General features: G+C 34.9%; 17 protein-coding genes. 16 read left to right on the forward strand and 1 reads right to left on the reverse strand.

All coding sequences use genetic code 11. The annotated features are described in order from the left end of the window. Window positions 1-64 precede the first annotated feature (64 nt). From HCD_RS08955 to HCD_RS05085, 16 genes are all read left to right on the forward strand, one after another. Window positions 65-3,898 (forward strand): DUF3519 domain-containing protein, encoded by a 3,834-nt coding sequence (locus HCD_RS08955; protein WP_411269453.1) that lies wholly within the window; start codon window positions 65-67, stop codon window positions 3,896-3,898. Window positions 3,899-3,993: 95 nt separating this feature from the next. Continuing rightward, complete coding sequence (locus HCD_RS05015; protein ID WP_014659506.1) at window positions 3,994-4,446, forward strand: RipA family octameric membrane protein; 453 nt, start codon at window positions 3,994-3,996, stop codon at window positions 4,444-4,446. Window position 4,447: 1 nt separating this feature from the next. Further along, window positions 4,448-5,374 (forward strand): hypothetical protein, encoded by a 927-nt coding sequence (locus HCD_RS05020; RefSeq protein ID WP_014658752.1) that lies wholly within the window; start codon window positions 4,448-4,450, stop codon window positions 5,372-5,374. Then, entirely contained in the window at window positions 5,375-6,157 is a 783-nt protein-coding gene (locus tag HCD_RS05025; protein ID WP_014658751.1) for a hypothetical protein, read from the forward strand. After that, complete coding sequence (locus HCD_RS05030; RefSeq protein ID WP_014658750.1) at window positions 6,154-6,699, forward strand: hypothetical protein; 546 nt, start codon at window positions 6,154-6,156, stop codon at window positions 6,697-6,699. Before HCD_RS05025 ends, HCD_RS05030 begins: the two co-directional genes overlap by 4 nt. 2 nt (window positions 6,700-6,701) lie before the next feature. After that, window positions 6,702-7,424, forward strand: a complete 723-nt coding sequence (locus HCD_RS05035) for a Med9 domain-containing protein (protein ID WP_014658749.1) — start codon at window positions 6,702-6,704, stop codon at window positions 7,422-7,424. Between the two features lie 18 nt (window positions 7,425-7,442). Further along, the gene (locus HCD_RS05040; RefSeq protein ID WP_014658748.1) at window positions 7,443-8,024 is read left to right on the forward strand and encodes a hypothetical protein; all 582 of its coding nucleotides are present in this window, start codon (window positions 7,443-7,445) and stop codon (window positions 8,022-8,024) included. A gap of 113 nt (window positions 8,025-8,137) precedes the next feature. Beyond that, the gene (locus HCD_RS08770) at window positions 8,138-9,160 is read left to right on the forward strand and encodes a hypothetical protein (RefSeq protein WP_014658747.1); all 1,023 of its coding nucleotides are present in this window, start codon (window positions 8,138-8,140) and stop codon (window positions 9,158-9,160) included. Window positions 9,161-9,330: 170 nt separating this feature from the next. Next, window positions 9,331-9,792, forward strand: coding sequence for a hypothetical protein (locus HCD_RS05050; RefSeq protein WP_014658746.1), 462 nt, complete (start codon window positions 9,331-9,333; stop codon window positions 9,790-9,792). A gap of 13 nt (window positions 9,793-9,805) precedes the next feature. Next, a complete protein-coding gene (locus HCD_RS05055; RefSeq protein WP_014658745.1) occupies window positions 9,806-10,975 on the forward strand; it encodes a phage capsid family protein in 1,170 nt (389 codons plus the stop codon). 11 nt (window positions 10,976-10,986) lie between these two features. Further along, window positions 10,987-11,367, forward strand: a complete 381-nt coding sequence (locus HCD_RS05060) for a hypothetical protein (RefSeq protein ID WP_014658744.1) — start codon at window positions 10,987-10,989, stop codon at window positions 11,365-11,367. A 120-nt stretch (window positions 11,368-11,487) separates the two neighbouring features. Then, the gene (locus HCD_RS05065; protein WP_014658743.1) at window positions 11,488-11,934 is read left to right on the forward strand and encodes a hypothetical protein; all 447 of its coding nucleotides are present in this window, start codon (window positions 11,488-11,490) and stop codon (window positions 11,932-11,934) included. A 12-nt stretch (window positions 11,935-11,946) separates the two neighbouring features. Next, window positions 11,947-12,426, forward strand: coding sequence for a hypothetical protein (locus HCD_RS05070; RefSeq protein WP_014658742.1), 480 nt, complete (start codon window positions 11,947-11,949; stop codon window positions 12,424-12,426). Next, window positions 12,427-12,732: a hypothetical protein gene (locus tag HCD_RS05075; protein WP_014658741.1), complete on the forward strand. Its 306-nt coding sequence runs from the start codon at window positions 12,427-12,429 to the stop codon at window positions 12,730-12,732. A 40-nt stretch (window positions 12,733-12,772) separates the two neighbouring features. Then, the gene (locus HCD_RS05080; RefSeq protein ID WP_014659507.1) at window positions 12,773-13,072 is read left to right on the forward strand and encodes a type II toxin-antitoxin system RelE/ParE family toxin; all 300 of its coding nucleotides are present in this window, start codon (window positions 12,773-12,775) and stop codon (window positions 13,070-13,072) included. Beyond that, entirely contained in the window at window positions 13,065-13,385 is a 321-nt protein-coding gene (locus HCD_RS05085) for an addiction module antidote protein (RefSeq protein ID WP_014659508.1), read from the forward strand. Before HCD_RS05080 ends, HCD_RS05085 begins: the two co-directional genes overlap by 8 nt. On the opposite strand, the gene HCD_RS05090 is transcribed toward HCD_RS05085, so the two are convergent. Beyond that, the gene (locus HCD_RS05090) at window positions 13,382-14,152 is read right to left on the reverse strand and encodes a hypothetical protein (RefSeq protein ID WP_014659509.1); all 771 of its coding nucleotides are present in this window, start codon (window positions 14,150-14,152) and stop codon (window positions 13,382-13,384) included. The genes HCD_RS05085 and HCD_RS05090 overlap by 4 nt on opposite strands. Between the last annotated feature and the right edge of the window lie 8 nt (window positions 14,153-14,160).

A 14,160-nucleotide genomic window follows, 5' to 3' on the forward strand; every position in this document is an offset into this window, starting at 1 on the left:
CTTGAAAGAATTAGAGAATATAGACACAACAAAACTCACCAAAGAGCAACAAGAAGTCTTAAAAGTGTTTAAGGGGGAGCTACCAGAAACTACGATTAAGGGTAGGGATTTGCATGGCCTTTACACTTTAGAGCAAGGCGGTAAAAAACACGGAGCTATCAAAATATTAAAACGACACTATGGAGAAAATAAGACTGGAGCTGTAACAAGCGATGAGCTACTTAACATGGGAGAAGTGATTAAGAATGGAAGCGTGCTATTAGATAGTTTTGAAAAACTAAAAGATGGATTTAGATACGCTTATGAGTGGGACAATAACGGCGTTAAGCTTAGATTAGTGGTTGATGATTTAGAAAGTAATAACAAGATTTTTAATTTTTATAGTGATAGAAACACAAGCAACGCCGGGCCAATCCGGAAACCGATGCTTGCTAATGAAAATAATACAACAAAATTATTAAACAAACAAGAAATACAAGTTTTAAATACCGATGATTATTTAAAAAAAATCATTCAAAGCGATGAAAAGTTAATAGCAAATTACCAACACAATAACCAAGCCGTTATAGATTATTATAATAACGGAGCTTATAAAGAGAAACCTTTTCACAATAAAGATGAATACAATCCAAACTCTACAGAAAGAGAATATTTTAAATTAAGGCAAGAATTAAGAGACATTATAAGAGCAACAGAGCATGACAAAAAAGTAGCTAGTGTTTTTGTTAAAACAGAAGAATATAAAAAGCTTTTAAAGGAGCGTATGAAAGAAAAACAAGAAAAAATAAACGCTAAAGCTAAAGAGCTACAAGAATTTTTAAAAGAAAATCCTACTTTTATAAAGAAAAGCGATTTTTATGAAAATAAAATCAATAACGATTATATAGAAAAACAACAACAAGAATACACGCACAATAGGCATAGGATAAACGGCAATATACCCTACAACGAACAAGAGAAAAAACTAAATTTTATTGATGATTTTTTGAAAGTGGATTTTTCAGAATTAAGCGATAAAGAAAAAGAAAATGCAGTGGGCGCTTTTACTTTAAAAAAAATCGTTAATAAAAAATATGAAAAACCTAACGGCACAATAATTACATATAAAGATTATGGAAACGAAAAACATTATTATTTAAGCGAAGATGGAAAAATTTATTCAACTGAAACCGATTACCCTATTTTTACAGATGACCTAATAAAAGAAGTTAATAAAAATAGGTTAATCGCAGAAATAAGACAAAAAGATATAGCTTTAAGCGATATAAGCATAGAAAACTACCTTAAACAAGTAGAAAAACAAATCGCACAAAAAGCCAAAGAGCCAGCGAGAGAAATCACAGAGCAAGCCACAAGAGAGCCAGCCACAAGAGAGTGGGGGACAAATTACAGCGAGTTTAAAGGGAATGGAATAGGAGCAATTGAGAAGCTACTAGAAACTAAAGAAGGCTATATAGCGGGGGCATTTCATAAGGAAGGTTTAGGGGATATTGATTTAGTATGGGGCAAGAGTGGTAAAAGCGGTTACGGACTAGCACATATTTTAGAGCGTAGAATAGACAAAAAAATCGCTCAAGGAATGAGTGAAACAGAAGCTAAAAACTACGCTTTAAGCATTATTAAGAATATACCTGAAATTTTAGAGAAAGGCGTTAAGGACACAGACAAGTGGGGGCGTGTGTTTGTAGAATATGATAATAAGAGAGTGGGATTAAACAATGAATGGAATAATCAAAAATTAGAAAATCATTGGGTAGTCAGTAGCTATGAATTGTATAACGAGAAGCAAGCGTTACCTTCTACTCCGCAAGCAATTACAAAAGAAAAGCCATTTAATTCTTTAAACTCTAACGGAGCTAATCCTACCCAAAAAGAACTAATAAAACAAGAAAAAGCCCTAACACCCCTACAATTAGCAGAGCAAGAAAAACTACAAAAGCAAGCCCTAGAAAAAGAAAAAGCCTTACAAGATTATGAGAGCTACAAAGAAGATGCCCTTAAAAGAGAAGAAGCCCTAAAACAAAAACTAGCATTTGAGAGGGGTAATGCCGGCAATTTAGAGAGCGAGACTAAAATTGAAGTGGGGCAAGATATACCCTTAAAAAAACTAGATTTAGCTAAGAGCAGAGTTAGGTTAAATGACGGCGAGATTTTTGACCTAGATTATGCGATAGTTAAGGCTAAAGACTTAAAACCCAGTTTTACCACAGGCGGAACGCAAAAACGCACGCATATGAATGAAGAACAGATTAAAAACATTGCAGAGAACTTTGACCCACAAAAGATTTTTGGGAGCGGGGGCTTTGAAGATTTGCCGATTATTTTACAAGACGGGCAAGTGATAAGCGGTAATCATAGAATACAAGGCATGCTAAATTTTACGAATAAGAGCCGAGCCGCCTACGATAAAGCGATACAAGACTATTATAATATCACACTAAAGCCAGATGAACTCCTAATTAGAGTGCCACACAAAAACCTTAATAATACAGAGGTTAACAACTTAGCAGCAGGAAGCAATGCGGGGCGATTTAATAGTGAGAGCGACAAGGCGTTGAGCGTTTTAAGCCACTATACACCTAAATTAAAAGAGCTTGATAAAAAGCTAAACGCAGACACCATCCACTCCTTAAAGCGTTTAGTTGCTAGAGATTTAAACTTTGACAAAGCCACAAGCCCAAATGTTAGCGATAGTAATTTAGCTTTGCTAATGTATAACATGCCACGGAGTGAAACCCAAGGCATAGAATTATTAAACAAGTGGCACAAAGAATTTAAAGATGACCCCAAGAGCTATGAAAAAGTTAAAAAAATGTTTATAGATAATGCAGGGAGTTTTCACAATCTAATCCACGATTTAAATTTTCCTAAACTGAGTTTAAACGCTTATTTAAGCGATACACTAGACAGAGCCTTTAAATCTATCAAAGACTATGAAAGCACAACAGAGAGCTTAAAAGCCCTTGCTGATAAACACAGCGCAAGTTCACTAGGTTTTACAGAATATGAAAAAAGCCAGCACAAGAGCGATATAAGCGAAATTTTAGGAGCGGCCTTAGCGCGATTTGCTAGACTTGATGACCCAAGCAACGCCTTATTTGAAGCCCTAAGAAGTGATAACATTAAGAAAGGTTTAAGAGAGCATAACATAGCAGATGATACAAAAGACTTGTTAGGAAGCGATAGAAAGGTTTTTAATGATATTGATATCTACGACTTCACGCATTATCTCTTAAAGCACGATAGAAAACCCAACGAAAACAACCAAGCCCTAAGCCAGCTAACAAGAAACATTAAGGGCTTACAGAAAGATTATTATAAGAGTTTAGAGAAAGAGAGCAAGGCATTAAAATCGTATAATTCAAGCTTAGAAATTCAAAACAAAGACAACATAATGAAAAAACTCTCTTTTGATGAGATTAAACAATTGATTGATACCACGCCACGAACAGGAAGTGGCATGTTAATTTTAGGGGGGGATAATTTAAAACCTGAAGTAATAGAATATATACAAAAAAAACATAAACGAGTAGCCGTTGAAAAATTAGAACCTGAAGTAATAGAATATTTAGGATTACCACACAAAGACGCAAGGGCGGTTATTGATTATCAAGCTATCAACCATATTTTAAAAGACCACCCAAATTTAGATTACAAAGACCTAGCTAATTACAGAGAATTAGCTAAAAACGCTCAAGAGACCTTAAAATCAAAAGACAACAAAAATAGACCTGTAATAGTGAGTTTTAATCAAGTGAATGGGTTTTTTGTAGTAGTAGAGCAAATTTCAAATGCCAAAAATGAACTCATGCTAAAAACGATGTATAAAACTAAGGGAAATTATAAGCAAAGTTTAGTCTATAGAAAGGCATTAGCAAAATCTCAGAGTAGCGATTAAAAATCGGTTATAAGCCGAGTGCTAAACATACTTGATAAAGCTAATGTCACTCTTAGAGTATATCCAAAAAATAAAGTAAATACAAGGAGCGATGAATGGAGCAGAACAAAAGCCTTTTAAATGAAAATCAAACACAGCAAGAAATACTTAATCAATATCTTTTAATGGTAGAAGAAGCAAGACACATAAGCGACAGACGCACTAATACTAATTTTTGTTTTATAGCTTTTCATTTGATTTGTTTAAGCGTAGCTTTAATTTTAGGGGGGTTTAAGGCATGCGTGTTTATAAGCGTGGGCTTAATTTTGTGTATCGTATGGTTAGAGATATTAAAAAAATCAAAAGCCGTTAATAGCATTAAATTTGAGATTATTACGCAGTTAGAGAATAGTTTAAGCGTTAATCTATTTAGTTATGAGTGGTATTTAATGCAAGAAAAAAATAAAAATTTTAAACTATTTTTTACTATTGAAAGCAAGATGCCCATCTGTTTTTTTGTGGCATATTTGTTTAGTTTTTTAGTATTAACTTTTTTTGAAAGGAATTAACATGGAAGAAAGACAAAAGCAATTAAACGAGATTAAAAGCATAATTAACGGCACACAAGGGGACTTAAGCAATTATTTAATAGATAGCACAGGCGCATTAAATAATAGCACCATAAAAGAGCCACAAGCCACAAACGATGCCCCCCTACCACAAGCCACCCAAGATGCCCCCCTAAATACACAAGAGCCATTAACAAAGCCTTTAAATATCCTAAACAATCAAAACCAAGCCACCACAAACGATGCCACCCTACCTAAGACAGGAATCGCAAGGCTAGACCAAAAAATCGCACAAAATAAGCTCGATGCATTAGATTATTTAGTGGCTAAGAAGTATTTAGGAATAGATTTAAATGTTACACTAAACGGCAATTTAAACCTAAAAAACGACATGACCCTAAAGAACCCCTCTAAACCTATTGAAGCCATTAACGCCAACGCAGACAGCATAGATGGTGCGATTAGATTTTTAAAGACCGCAGACAATCAAGCGGGCATCTTATATGGGGCTAACAAGTTTTTAAATAAGATTAGCTACGGCTTATTAGGCATGACGCATGGCAACTCTAAGCTACAACAAAGCGAAAATAATATGGTTGCATTAGTCGCAAAGTCTAACGCAGGCGGAAAACCGCCCAGCGAGTATGACAAAAGAGATGCAAAGGATAGCATCGCCTTATGGTTTAGGGGGCAAAAAGAGTTAGGAAGCAAAACCGCCCAATTATTACAAGCCCTAGTGGATAAAAATAAAAACGCCGATACAAGGCTATTAGCGCTAAATGGTATTAACCCAAAAGAGTTTCAAGCTAAAAACTACGCAGCCCTTAAAATTGTAGAAATGCTAAACAAGAATGAAGGCAACTATAACACCAAAGAGCTAGAAAATACTTATAACAACGCATACTCTAACTACATGAAAGGCAACTAAATGAATACAACAAGATTTATAAGAAACTTTTTAACCTTCAAAGAAGCTTTACAAACGCAAAACTTCAATAACAAGGAATTAAATACGATTTGCTTACAGGCCGCTATTCAAGGCGAACAAATCGCTTTACAAGAGAGCCAAAACAAATTTGCAAAAGAGCAAGCCAAGGCTAGAATGGAATTAGAGTTTTTAAGCATGCAAATGCAACTACAAAGCCAAAAAGCCCAAACATTAAACGCATTGATACAATGTCAAAGCATGCTTAAATCTCTCAAAGACAACGCCGCTATAAACAGAGCCAACGCTTATGTAAGCTTGTTACAAGTAGCAGGAAGCGTGGGGGCGAATAATTTCGCTAATGTAGTTGAAACTATCAATCAAATCGGCATAGAATACACCCACTCAAGCGTGAATAATAATGGCATACAATACAACGGCACAGCAGAAGAAAACGAGCTTAATACAATTCTTAATAAGCTTAGTAATGAACTAGACAAATTAAACGCATTAGGGGATAAAGAGAGCATTCAGTTATTCAGTAATGAATTAGAAGTGCTAGTGAATGAACCCACAGAAATCTGGGGCTTTTCTACTTTAAACAATGCGACTGAAGGCTTTTATAATGCGAATAATGAATTACTAGCAAGCGGTAACTCCTTTTTGTTTAGTAGCAACATAGCAGGACAGCATACAATAACCTTCAAAGCAAGCATAGGCCAAGCGAATGTATCAAAATCTATCACAATAAGCGTTATACAAGACAAGTTAAGGCAAAAACAATGAATATTATTAACCCCCCAACTATTGAATTAAGCCCACAAGATTTGACTAATAAGGAAGTGCTAGATAACACAATTGACCCCCTATTAGAAAGAATGAAAAAAGCCTTAAATAATTCCACAGACTGGAAAGAACAAGTCTATTTAAGCCTTGATGGAATGAATAGAATCTTAACCACCATAGACATTGCATTTAATTTTGATAAAGAGATACGCCTAAATAATGAAAATTTTAAGGCTAAACAGCAGTGGGTATTAGATACCTTTAAGCAGCTACAAAATGCTTTTAATGAATATAAAAGCTATTTTGAAAGCTTTAACCAAACACAACAAGAAAACGCCACACAAGGCGTGCAAGAGTTACAAAATAAAATAAATGAATTTGAGGGCGTTTTAACGCAAAAAAAACAAGAATTTGAGGGCGTTTTAACGCAAGCTCAAAACAATGTTAAAGCCACACTAACCCAAGAATTAACGCAAGAATTAACCCAAGCAAAGACGCAAGCTATACAAGAAGTAACAAGCGCCTCAAGCTTTAAACGCTAAAATTGAAGTCAACACGAATAAAAGCACTCAAAACTTTTTATGAAATACATGGGGGCGGGCAAGGCTTAAACGCTATGATACCAGAGAATGGTGGCATAAAAGCGCATGTGGAAAGTTTAGAAAATTTAAACGCACAGCAAGTCAAAGAGATACAAGCATTAAAACAACAGAATATAACCCTACAAAGCGAACTCAATACTTTAAAAAATTATCGTTCTATAGTTTATTATGTTTTAGGACAATTCTATGTAAGCACAGGGGGGCAGAATTTTATCACTAAATTATCCAGCACTAGCAGTGGTAACTTTGTAATGAATAGCACGAAGTCCTATGAAATAGAAGTCTTTTTTCAATACAACAACGCCGATAGTAATGTAAATCCTCAAAGCTCCTTAGCTTTAAGATGCGACCAAGGCTTTATTATGCCAAGTTTTACCACCACCACCGCCCCCCAACAAACCCAAATCTATCATGTGAAATTTTTAGCTACAGGAATAAGCGGGGACTTAGAATTATGGGGTAAGTATTTTAAGGGCTATATCAATGTATGGTATGGGGTTAGTTATGGGAGTAGTGCGAGTTTTAGCACTAAAAGAATAACCACCATTATAAGAGAAATACCGCCTATTACAGACTATGTATTCGTTATGCCAGCAAATAATGGGACTTTCTTTCCACATTCCTATAACATAACACAAGCAGATTTTACATGGTATTTAAGTTAAAAACAAAAGGACAAAAAAATGATTTTAGAAAACATGGCTAAGTATCAAAAGTATTTAATCTTAGTTTTAGAGGAGTTGCATCTTTTAGGCTCTTTTAGAGTTGAAGAAAACAATATTAACCTAGAACTAAATACCACCACCTACGATGAAACTAAAAAGCAAGAAGTAACGCTTGAACTACCCACTAAAGATGCCTTAATGGCTAAATTTAAAGAAGTGGCTTTAAAAACTAAAAAGCAAGAAATAGAAAACGAGATTAACGCTATTTGTAAGCACAATTTATTGAAAGGTTGCTCTAGTAATGCGTTAGGGAGTTACCACAACTACGATGCCACCTTAGAAGACCAAAGCAACCTAATTGCCCTAGTGAGTGCAAATATTGATGCACCTTATAGATGTGCAGAGCTTAATGCTAAAGGCGAAGTGGGCATTAAAATGTATAAACCACACACCAAAGAGCAACTAAAACAAGTCTTTAACGATGGCTTAAGATACAAGCAAGGCATACTAAGTTTTTATGGAGCAGAGAAACTACGACTAGCAGAGATTAACGACTTAACAACATTAGAAAGCTTTAAAATAAGCGAACTTGTGATTTAAAAGGAGTTAGAGAGAGTAAGGAGTAAATCTCTCTAATGAGTTTTGTATGTAGGGGAGGATTAGTATTATACTAAAAAGAGATAAAAATAAACATAAAAGATTAAGGAATAAGCATGGGATTTTTAGAAAATTTATGGAGTGGCATTTTAGATATTTTCGGAAGCAACAAAACTAACAACAACACCACAGGCTACCACCCTCAAACCATAAACCCTAATCAAAGCACAAGACCACCTGATGCAGACACACCAAACATCACACCAAACATCACACCAAACTATAACCCAAATTCTATTAACCCAGATAGCATTCACTTAACGCCACAACAACAACAAGAGTCTAAACAACAATTAATTAATGATATTTTTAACAATAACCCTAATTTAAGAAATGAAATCATAGACATTAAAAGGAGCTTGAAAAGACTAGAAGAATTAAAGCAACAAAACAAAAGGACTAAAGAGCATTTTAAAAAAGAATTTAAAGTCCTAGGGCTTAATCTTACCAAGCAAGAAAAAGCCCCTAACATGCCTTTTAAGAATTTGTTTAACCATAACAACATAAGAGTGAGCGATGTATTTCTAGCAAACCCCTATGCGATATACCCAAAGGGGGTTATATATGAATACTTTAACCCAGGGGGCAACAATTATGACCCCTTAAACGCTTACAACCCTATGAAAGGTATTAACAACGATTTTAAATTTAACTATTTTAATGAAATGCTAAACAATACCTTCCACAAGAGACTCGCCGGTAATGATAGTTTCAACTATTTTAATAACATAAGCTTTAATAAAGCGTTAAAGCCCTATGAAGTCGTGTTTCAATTTAAAAGCGATATGCAAGCAAGAAGCAAATTTTTATTTTTAAAGCAACAGAGCTATTATGCTAATGGCTTAAAATTAAAGATATTCAAAGACCCTTATAAAATCTCACAAGGCATTGAAAATAGCCAAACTAATGAAATAAACCGCATGCAAAATAGCATAAACCAACAAAACCAAAATATAACAAAAGAGATTAACCAAGAAGTAGACAAGCTTATTGACCCATTCCAAAAAGATCTAAACCAGCAAAAAATAAACGCCACACAACAAGCAATTAAATCATGGGTTTTTGACTCTGTAAATTAAAAAAGCAATATAACCATTTTTTTAAAATGGTTTTTTTGCTTTAATAAGAAATATTTTTTTAAAGGCAGGATAATGGATAAAGAGCTACAAAAAAAGAAATAGAACTAGAAGCCCTAGAGAAAGAAATAGAACAGGTTGCTAATAGCTATGAGAACGATTTTGCAGAGTATATGGCAGAACATACCGATGAAAAGCTAGAGAACCTATTTTTTGAAAGTAAGGTGGATTTTTATAAATATGTTTTGACAAGCCAAAACAATTACTTAAAAGAACGCCTAACAGACAAAGTGGATAAAGCCAAAAGCCTAAGCGAAGAAATACACACTTCAAAGAAAAAGCAAGAAGTAGAAACCGCTAAAGCCGAGTTTTTAAAAAAACATCCGGACGCAGACATGGAGGATTTAATAGAATTTTATAACAATGAAATCCCACCTAAATATAAGAAAGAAATTGACACCTTAGAAGGCGAGGCGTTTTTTGAAGCGATTTTAACCCTCTTTGAAGCTACACAAGAGCCAGCGCAACAAGACAAACAGCCACAAAAAGAACAGCCCCTTCCTAAAGAGCTACAAGGAAACGGCGTAGCCAGCACAAACAGCGCATTAAATAGTAGCGTTGTTAATAGATATTAAGAAAGGATAAAACATGTTAAATTTAAATCAAGTAGATTTTAATAACATTTCAAGTAACCCACAAATCGGTAGAGAAGTTGCATTACAAATTGAAAATGCGAGTTGGAAAAAATCATTATTTGAAAGCATTACAGGAAAGGGCGAAGACAGAGCGATTCGAACCTATACCACAAAAACGCAGAACCCCTTTGTGCCTAGATTAAAAACACCGCTAATGGGTAGGGGCGTGGTAGGTAATACTGATTTTATAGCTAATTTAGATAATTTAGAGATACTAAGTCAAACCATTTACCCCGAAGCGTTTGGAAATAGTGCGAAGTCAAAAATTAAGGCTTATGAAGATTTAGAGAATACTGACTTTATCAAAGAAACATGCGACAGCTTGTCAAACTGGATGGGGCTTGAAAGAGATAAACGAATCATCGCAGCCATGACTAATGATTTCTCAAATGTGCTTTACACGCCTCAAATGAATGTGGCAACGATTAGAAAGGCGATTTTTAACGCAAGGAACGGACTAAAAGCAGACGGCACAAAGACCTTCCCTATTAAGCCGATTATGGCAAGCATGGAAGATGCAGGTAAGGGGGTTATAGCACAAAATAGCTCCTATATCGTGCTACTAGATAGCTATCAAGCCTCACAGCTAAAAGCCGACCCAGAGTTTAAAGACATTCAAAAGATTTACGCCTATGCAGGGCTAGACAGAGGGCTATTATATAAGGGCTTTTGTGGCGTGATAGATAATTGCGTGATAATTGATGCAGGCATTTGGACCTCTTTAAATAGTGGCATGCCCAATTCTACTATTGATGCGAAAGAGTTTAGCTCTTATATCAATAAGGCTAATGTAGAAAGCATTGTAACGCCATCTGATTTGAAAGCGACATTAAAAACAAAGAATGCAACAGAGATGGGCGAGAGTGAAATATCTATCGGTTGCTTAATCGGAGCTAGTAGTGTGCTAATGGCACACAGCCCAGAGATTACTTTTTACATAGATGAAAATCAAGATGCAGGGCGTAAGTCATTAGTTGGAATTGATTGTATTATGGGCGTTAGTAAGGCAAGGTTTGTAGGAAATGGCAATGCGGCTAATAACCTTTACAATAACCAAGACTTCAGCGTTATCGGTTTAGTAACTAATATGCAAGAGCCAAGCAAAGCAGCGGCTAAAAAATAAAGGAGCAAGACATGAAGCAATTAGTAAGAAATGTTAGCTATATGGTAGAAAGTAGATTTTTTTTAAATAAGCCAACAATTGAATTAGCAGCTATACCGCAAGGGGCGGTTATAGTTAAGTGTAATGTAGAAATAATTACGCCTTTAGAGAGTGGCACAACGACATTAAGCGTGGGTATTAAAGGAAGCGATGCGTTATTTTTAAACGGCATTAAGGTTTTAAAAACAGACCCAAAATACTCACAATTTAATGAAAGTAATGTTCTATATGAGATGCCTACCACGCAGACCATAAACGCAAACATTACAAATCCAGATGCAACTAACAAAGCCGAGGCTATTTTAAGGGTTTGTTATTTCTTACCTTCAAAAATTCAAGTGGAGTATGATTAAAAAGACTTAAACGGCTTTGAATAAGAAAGGAAAGAGAGATGGATAATCAAGTCATTATTCTTGCACTTTGCTTTTTTATGGCATGTTTAACATGGCATTTATATTTTTAAAGGGTTTTAAATGGAATTTGATATTAAAAGCATTTACACACAGCCAACTCTCTATAATACAAGCGACTTTTTTAACAAACCTTTATTACAACAGCAAACGCCCCTTACAACTCAAATAAAAAACCAGCCCATGCTAACTAGCATGAACGCCCCACAATTAGAGACCCCTAATCAAGAGGGCGGTTTTAAAGGCTTTATGAATAGCATCGGCGGTTATGGCGGGGCGGGCATGCTTTTAGGTGGTGTAACAGGGCTTGTCGGTTTAGGAGTGGATTTAGCTAATTTTTTTGAGAACAGAAAGCAAGCTAAAAAAAGCATGCAGATGGCAGAACAGCAATACCAAAAAGAGAACGAACGCTATGAAAAGCGAGAAGCCGAAAGGCTAAAAAACCAGCAAGACATAGAAGTAGCAGCTAAAAAATACATCCCATTTACTAGCCCAGTAAACAGACAATAAAAGGAAAAAGCAATGGCTAACTATTACCCAGATATAACAGCAGGCAGAGGGGGTCTAGCGCTTTATAATGAAAGTTTAAATCATTTTAGAAACTTAAACGCTAATTTAAGCAACTCTATCGCTAATCTAAGTCAAAGCATAAGCAATTCGGGCGCTTTTATTGATAACGCTAAACTAAAACAAGATGCCCTAAATTATCAAAAACAACAAGACGCATTAAAAGCCTTCAAAGAAGAAAGGGCTTATAACGATGCCTTGAATTTACAAAATAAGCAGATGGAGTTTGCTAAAAATAGACAAGCCTTTGACAATTTAAAAACCCAAGCTCTAGTGAATAACTACAACGCCAGCACACAAGCATCTAATCTACAAAACAGAGTTAATCAATTAGAGGTCAAGCGTTATGAGGAACTACTTAAACCATTAGCTAAAGTAAGCCCCACTAATAAAGACACAAAGCCTTCGCTATTGATACCTACTAATAGAATGTAAATGGCTATTTATTTAAACGCTTTTAAATTTTTAGCGCCTTATATTGTAGCTCTTGTTTTGTTTTTTATGGTTTTACATTTAAAAACGCACAACGCTATTTTAAAAGAAAAGCTATCGCAAACTAATGCCACAATAAAACTCCAAAATGACAGCATAGAAAAATTAAAACAATCAAGGCAAGAATACCTAAAAACAAAACAAAAAACCATTATTAAAATACAAGATAAATATATTAAAATACCTATAAATAACAGCACATGCGAAAAAGAGTTAAAAAGCTTCAAGGATATTTTAGGGGCGTTTTAGGAGTTATTGACAATTTGTAGCTAATTAGCTACAATACATTATGATAATCAAGCAAACTAAAATTTTTAATGAATGGTTAGAGAATTTAAAGGATAAGAAGGGTGCTGTTATCATAAAACGGCGTTTGATTAAAATTGAAACATCAAATGCGTTAGGCGATTTTAAAGCTTTAGGTTCTAATCTTTTTGAGTTAAGATTTTTTATAGGAGCTGGTTATAGAGTGTATTTCACTTTTAGGGGGAGTGAGATTATCTTACTTTTAGCAGGTGGGGATAAAAGCACGCAGCAAAGAGATATACAAAAAGCAAGAGAAATTTTAAAGGGGTTTCTTAATGGATAACTTAGAATTATGCGATTTTGATAGCGCTGAACTCTTTAAAAATAGAGAGGATATAGTAGAATTTTTAGGAGAGATTACGAACGATTTTAACACGCATGAGTTTTTAAACGCTTTAGAGAGTATCGTGCGTTCTGTGGGCTTTGCTAAAGTTTCGCAATTAAGCGGATTAAATAGAGAGAGTTTGTATAAGTCTCTCAAAAAACACAAAAAACCTAGATTTGAAACCATTATCGCCATTTTAGATGCTTTAAATCTTGGCATTTCTATTGTGCAAAAAAATTCTAAAGTTTTAAAGCCGTTAGATAGGTCTTAAAAATCTTTGTTTTCAACATTAGCATTTGCTAGTGCCATGAGTTCGTTCATGTTTAGCTTAGTAAAATCTTTTTGTTGGCTATTTTCCTCTCTCACTTGTATTTGCTCTTTACCGAATAAAGACACGCCGGCATCAATAAATAGCTTTGATACTTTTTCTGCGGCGACAATTATGGCCGCCATGTCTTTTGGCTCATAGCTTCCTAGCTTTAACATCTTAATTAGCTCCCCCCTTGCTACAATGGCACAAAATAGAATCTGCTTTTTTATGTAAGCGGTATTCATAGCTTTTAGTAGCAATTCATCACTACTTGTTTCTACAATACACTCTAACACGATGGGGTCTAAATCTAAGCCTTCTAAACTCTCTCTTAAACTTTGTTTTACTTCATCTTTTTTTGTGTCTAAAAACAAACCGATATTTTTTTCAGTGATTTTATCTTTTAGGACTTCTTGCTCTACTTTGTCAAAGACTTTAGCCTCCTGCCAGTTGCCCTCTTTCGCCCACTTTTTAATAGTAGCTTCAGTTACATTAAACATGCCGCTTAATTCTCTAAAAGATATGTGGTGCGTTTCATAATAAGCACGCACACTATCCTTGTTGTTTTTAGCTTTCCATTCGCCTGCTTGTATCCATTTAATAAGAGTGTAACGGCTTATGTTAAATTTTTGCGCCACTTGTGCCTGTGATAAGCAATGGCTCTCATAAAATACTTGCACCTTTTTTCTAAAATCGCTTGTGTATTCTTTGCTTTTTTTGTATTCCATCTTATGCT

Origin of the sequence: Helicobacter cetorum MIT 99-5656, from assembly GCF_000259275.1 — a bacterium.
Classification (GTDB): Bacteria; Campylobacterota; Campylobacteria; order Campylobacterales; family Helicobacteraceae; genus Helicobacter; species Helicobacter cetorum.